This is a genomic window from Kaarinaea lacus, from assembly GCF_975902315.1.
Map to the genome: position 1 here is coordinate 1 of NZ_CDLKIE010000101.1, position 5669 is coordinate 5669.

5 protein-coding genes are annotated in these 5669 nt (G+C 46.6%); 1 reads left to right on the forward strand and 4 read right to left on the reverse strand.

What is annotated here, in order from left to right; translation table 11 throughout:
• Positions 1–2238: DNA internalization-related competence protein ComEC/Rec2 (locus tag ACWVCM_RS02460; RefSeq protein ID WP_455200118.1), on the reverse strand; the 2238-nt coding region annotated here is incomplete at its 3' end.
• 66 nt (positions 2239–2304) lie between these two features.
• Here ACWVCM_RS02460 and ACWVCM_RS02465 point away from each other — a divergent pair.
• Positions 2305–2865 (forward strand): DUF2062 domain-containing protein, encoded by a 561-nt coding sequence (locus ACWVCM_RS02465; protein ID WP_455200119.1) that lies wholly within the window; start codon positions 2305–2307, stop codon positions 2863–2865.
• Positions 2866–2897: 32 nt separating this feature from the next.
• On the opposite strand, the gene lolD is transcribed toward ACWVCM_RS02465, so the two are convergent.
• The 3 genes from lolD to ACWVCM_RS02480 all read right to left on the reverse strand — a co-directional run bounded on the left by lolD (position 2898) and on the right by ACWVCM_RS02480 (position 5530).
• The gene (gene lolD, locus ACWVCM_RS02470; RefSeq protein WP_455200120.1) at positions 2898–3587 is read right to left on the reverse strand and encodes a lipoprotein-releasing ABC transporter ATP-binding protein LolD; all 690 of its coding nucleotides are present in this window, start codon (positions 3585–3587) and stop codon (positions 2898–2900) included.
• Entirely contained in the window at positions 3580–4830 is a 1251-nt protein-coding gene (locus ACWVCM_RS02475) for a lipoprotein-releasing ABC transporter permease subunit (protein WP_455200121.1), read from the reverse strand. The genes lolD and ACWVCM_RS02475 overlap by 8 nt, the downstream gene beginning before the upstream one ends.
• Positions 4831–5077: 247 nt before the next feature.
• Positions 5078–5530, reverse strand: a complete 453-nt coding sequence (locus ACWVCM_RS02480) for a hypothetical protein (RefSeq protein ID WP_455200122.1) — start codon at positions 5528–5530, stop codon at positions 5078–5080.
• Positions 5531–5669: the final 139 nt, after the last annotated feature.

Below are 5669 nucleotides of genomic sequence, written 5' to 3' on the forward strand. Positions count from 1 at the left end.
GTCGATTCCGCGATATTGCTCCAGAACTTCCTCTTTGGGCAGGCCATATCGGTTCCTGTAGCCTACCGAAATTAGCGCCAATTTTGGTGTGACAGCATGCACAAACTGTTCACTTGAGGAGCTACGGCTTCCATGGTGCGGTACAACCAGTACATCCGCTCTGAGATTGTCGTCATTACGGGCAAAATATTTAACTAATTGTGCCTCAACTTGACGTTCAATATCGCCAGTGAGTAACAATTTAGCGTTTCGGGTTGTAATTTGTACAACACAGGACATATTATTGTCCCGCTCATCCTGAAAACCCTGACCTGGGTGCAGCACCGAAAATTCCACCCCATCCCAGCGCCACTGTTTACCGGCTGTACAAAATTCAACATCGGGATTCTGTAAGGGTATATTTACCGACTGCATCACATTGATAACGTTAATGTGCTGCATTACCGAGGCATATCCCCCGGTATGATCCATATCATCGTGGCTTAAAATCAGTCGATCGATACTGGCTATGCCCTGGCTTCGCAAATAGGGCACCACAACAGCACTGCCTGCATCAAACTGATCGCTATAGCGTGGACCCGTATCGTACAGTAACACGTGGTGCGAGGTCTGGATCACTACCGCCAAACCATGCCCAACATCTAACAAGGTTAACCGTGCCATGCCTTGATCTAATGGCTGCTTTGGGAAAAACACCAGGGGTAATAACCAGAAAATCCCGAGCCATCGTGACGGTACCCCTCGCGGTGCAAGAATCCAGACAAGGCCAATCAAGGCCGGCAGTAAAGTCCACGAGGGTGGTTTAGGCGTGATCCATAATAACTGATCAAGGCGGCTTAAACTATTAAGTAAAGGCCAAAGCGCATCCAGGCTAAGCGCCGCGAGCCACAAGGTCCAGTAGGCCAAATCACCCCATAGCAGGATCAATAATCCACTTAACAGACTTAGGGGCACGGTAATAAAACTGACCAGGGGCACAGCCACCAGATTAGCAACCGGTGAAACCAGGGGTACCTGCTGAAACCAGAACAGCAGTATGGGCGCCAAACCGACTGCGATCATCCACTGCACGCGCCCCCACTTCCACCACCAGCTTGAGGTATTTAACCTGCCTACCATTGTGTAAAAAATGGTCGCAACTGCACCGAAGGATAACCAGAAACTTCCACTGATGACCGCGCTAGGATCGTAGAGCAACACTGCCACTAAAGCGATGGCTAATATCTGGCTTGGGATGAGCGAGCGCTGGGACCATATCGCCATCATTGCGACCGCAACCATAATCAGCGCCCGTTGTGTGGGCAATGTGAATCCCGCTAATGCAGCATAGACTAGCGCGGCCATCATGGCACACAAGGCGGCCGCTCTGGGCGTTGCGATATAGAGTGAGAGTTTAGGAACACGCCGCCACAGCTGCGAGAACAGAAAAAATGCCAGGCCCGCGACCAGGCCAATATGCAGGCCCGAAATAGCCATTAAATGACTGGTACCCGTGCCGGTTAACACGCGCCACTGTTCATGAACGATAGCTTGCCGGTCACCGACTACCAGCGCAGAAATAAAACCAGCCGCCGTATTTTCCGGAAGTCGCATTGCAATCGTACGACTTAAATACTCACGCAATTGGTGCACTTTGGAGTTCCAGCTGTCATCAACCCCAATGAGTCGATTCAAATCGCGCGTTTTGGAAAGGTCACGAACATAGCCTGTCGCATGAATATCGTGCTGATACAGCCAGGCTTCATAGTCAAATCCGCCCGGATTACTAAAACCATGCGGACGCTTTAACCGAACCACCAGTTGCCAATGTTGTCCCACCGAAATCTGGGGCGCCGTTTTATACCAACTTATTTGAATCCGTCGCGGGACTTGTCCGGTGATCGATGTTGAACCTGTCTTTTGTGTTACTTTTTCCTGTAATTCGCTTAAATCCATCACGTCCAGTTGGAAGCGCGTACGATCAGAGTTTTTATTGGGTAGCGAAGAAACGATGCCATTCACCAGCAGGTCTTTACCCTCTAAAGTCGGGGAAATTTGCCCCGCGATCTTGTCATGGGCAATCAAAACAGAGTATAAAAAGCCAATACAAACAAAGAACACAGGGCGATACTTTGGGAAACATATTGCCAGTGGAATGATTGGTATCAGAAACAGAGACCATTCAATTGAGGGTAAATCTGCAAGTGATTGGCAAATTAAAACCCCTGCAAGAAATCCAATACTTGCCAGCTGAATCATCGTAGAAAACGTAGTGTAAAGACCAAATCAGATTTTTTTTATAATTATTCTAAAAACTAATATCACATGCCAAAGCGAATTATAAAACGCTTTTTACCGGATCACGACAAAATTCGCGAGCATAAGCATTTGCAACTGCTAGGCCCGTTATTACATGATCCGAATCTGCTCCATCTTAACAGACGATCCGTCTCTGGCGCATTCGCAGTGGGATTATTTATGGCCTGGATCCCGGTTCCATTTCAAATGCTGCTGAGTGCTATTGTTGCCATTCTCGTCCGGGTGAATTTACCAATTTCCGTGGTACTGGTCTGGATTACTAACCCTGTCACCATGCCCCCCATGTTTTACTTTGCTTATAAAGTGGGTACCTGGATTCTGGGACACCCCGCGGAAGATTCCAACTTTGAAATGACCATGGAATGGCTAACTAAGAGCATAGATGACATTTGGCAACCCCTGCTACTGGGTAGCCTGATTGTTGGCGTGGTTAGTTCTGTTCTGGGTTTTGTTATTATTCGCTCGTTATGGCGATTGAAAGTGGTTCAAAACTGGAAGGAACGAAAAGCAAAACGACACGCAAGAAAACTGGCCGCTAAATCAAAACAGCCTCATACTGAATCTTAAATCCATTGGCAGTTCCGCTAATTAGTTCTGCATCATGCCGAATGCAAGACGCCATCTTCCAACACTAGAATACGCTGCATATGTTTTGCCAGATCTCCATCATGTGTAACCATAACGATACTGGTTCCCAACGCGTTATTCAGGGATAACATAAGTTCATAAATAGTGTGAGCCGTCTTATTATCAAGGTTTCCTGTTGGTTCATCCGCCAATACACAAACCGGGTCGGTTACAAGCGCTCGAGCTATCGCCGTTCTTTGTCGTTCACCCCCGGACAGTTCACCGGGCTTGTGCCGTAAGCGCTCTGCCAAACCCACCTTCTCCAATATATCTGCGGCTTTTTCTTTTACCACGCTGGTCGACTCACCACGAATCAGTAATGGCATACCGACATTTTCCAGGGCAGTAAACTCGGGCAATAAATGATGAAACTGATACACGAATCCCAAATATCGATTACGTAATTGGCCGCGGGCACTTTCATCAAGTTTTGATATCTCTTGTCCGGCAATGCTCACTGTACCGCTGGTACAACTATCTAACCCACCAAGTAAGTGTAATAATGTACTTTTACCTGAACCGGAACTTCCCATTATGGCAACTTGCTCGCCGGGACGCACCGAAATGCTGGCACCCTTCAAAACATCAACTGAGAGGCTACCTTCGGCAAACGTTTTTCGCACATCCTTGCACTCAATGACAGTATCGGCGGTACTATTCATAACGCAACGCCTCTGCTGGTTGAGTGCGCGCGGCACGCCAGGCTGGATAAATGGTAAATGCCACACTCAATAAAAATGCAACCACAGTAATTTGGCTAACATCATCCCAATGCAGTTCTGATGGAAAATCACTGATGTAGTAAACATCGGCTGGCATGAAGTCAACACCAAACAATCCTTCAATAAACGGCACCACAGTTTCCACGTTGAGCGCCAGTGACACGCCTCCTATGGCTCCCAATAAGTTACCTATGACGCCTATAACTGCACCCTGAATCAAAAAGATAAACATGATACTTCGAGGTTTTGCACCCAGGGTTCTTAAAATCGCAATATCGGCCTGTTTATCGGTTACTACCATTACCAATGACGCCATTATGTTGAATGCAGCCACGGCAACAATCAGCATCAATATAAAAAACATCATGCGTTTTTCAATATTCACCGCGCGGAAAAAATTTGCATGTTGCAATGTCCAGTCGCTCAACCAGTACAGGCCTGGCAAAGATCTCGAGAGATCCTGCCTGACCCATGGAGCCTGAAACAAATCATCCAGTTTCAAACGTATGCCAGTGACGTTGTCACCCATACGAAACAATTTAGCGGCATCCTTAATGTGCATGAATGCCATAGCGGTGTCATAGTCATTATGTCCAACTTCAAATACACCGACTACAGTGAACCGCTTCAGTCGAGGCAATATGCCTGCGGGCGTCGTCATCGCCTGAGGCGTTACCAGGGTAACCTTTTCTCCCACTAGCACACCCAGTGACCTCGCCAGTCCTTTACCAAGGATAATGTTGTATTCACCTTCCTTCAGGTCAGACAACTGCCCCTGTAGCATTTTTTCCCAGACATTGGAAACCCGCGGTTCCTCCGCGGGCAGTACGCCACGGATAATCGTACCACTGACTTCCTGACCAAAGGTCAACATACCTTCAGAACGGATATAAGGTGCCAGCCCTATTACCCGCGGTTGAGACGACAATACCTGGTCTGCAACATTACGCCAGTCTTTTAACTCTCCTTCGTAACCACTAATCGTGACATGAGAGGCCATACCTAATATGCGTTCGCGCAATTCAGTAATAAATCCATTCATGACAGATAGCACAGTAATCAAGGCAGTAACGCCCAACGCTATGCCTAACATGGATGAAAAAGAAATGAAGGAAATAAACTGGTTGCGACGTTTGGCGCGGATATAGCGCAAACCGACAAACAGCTCCAGGGGTCTAAACATTCAGGTCAATATCGCTCGTTTTCTTATGTTGAATTGAGTTATACAAGATTGATTAACAATTGAACCGCGCTGATACTAGCACGGCTGGTGACAGAAGTCATACGTCAGCAACTGGATGTTCATTATGGCTGTATTTCACCCAACATTTACAAATAGAAACGCCGCTGTGGAATTCCACAAACGGCATAGTTAAAAATTCGAGTTTCGGATCTAAGCTAGCCAGATTATTTTACCGCTTATTGCGCTATCAAACATCAATAACAATGTTTTCGTCAGGCTTGTAGAGCCACATCTGATAAAGAGAGATTAGCGCCTGTGCACCAAAGCAGGTACCCATTACCGCACCACTACCCAGCACAACGTAAGCAAACGGAGGAAACAGTTTGGTGAGATACCAGGACGCAATATCCAGCAAAATTGATAAAAACGGCAATGCGATAATCAGACACTTTAGAACCTTCACTTTCATATAAGCATGACAGAAAATCGTGCCCATTATGAAAAATATAAAGGTAAGACCAAACAAATGGATATGAGAAACACGAATCAACGTGAAGATATCCATACCTGTATCCAGCTCGGCAGTCTTCGCTACATTGGAGTGATCGGACAAATTCGGAATATGTGGATTACTGCCATCATGACAGACATTACAACGTTGTTGGATAATACCTTCTATCGTACTAAAATCTTCAGCCATAGCACCACGGCGTACCCGCGAATGAGAAAGATGAAATCATTGCCTGGGTACGCCGTGGTGCTATGGCTGAAGATTTTAGTACGATAGAAGGTATTATCCAACAACGTTGTAATGTCTGTCATGATGGCAGTAATCCACA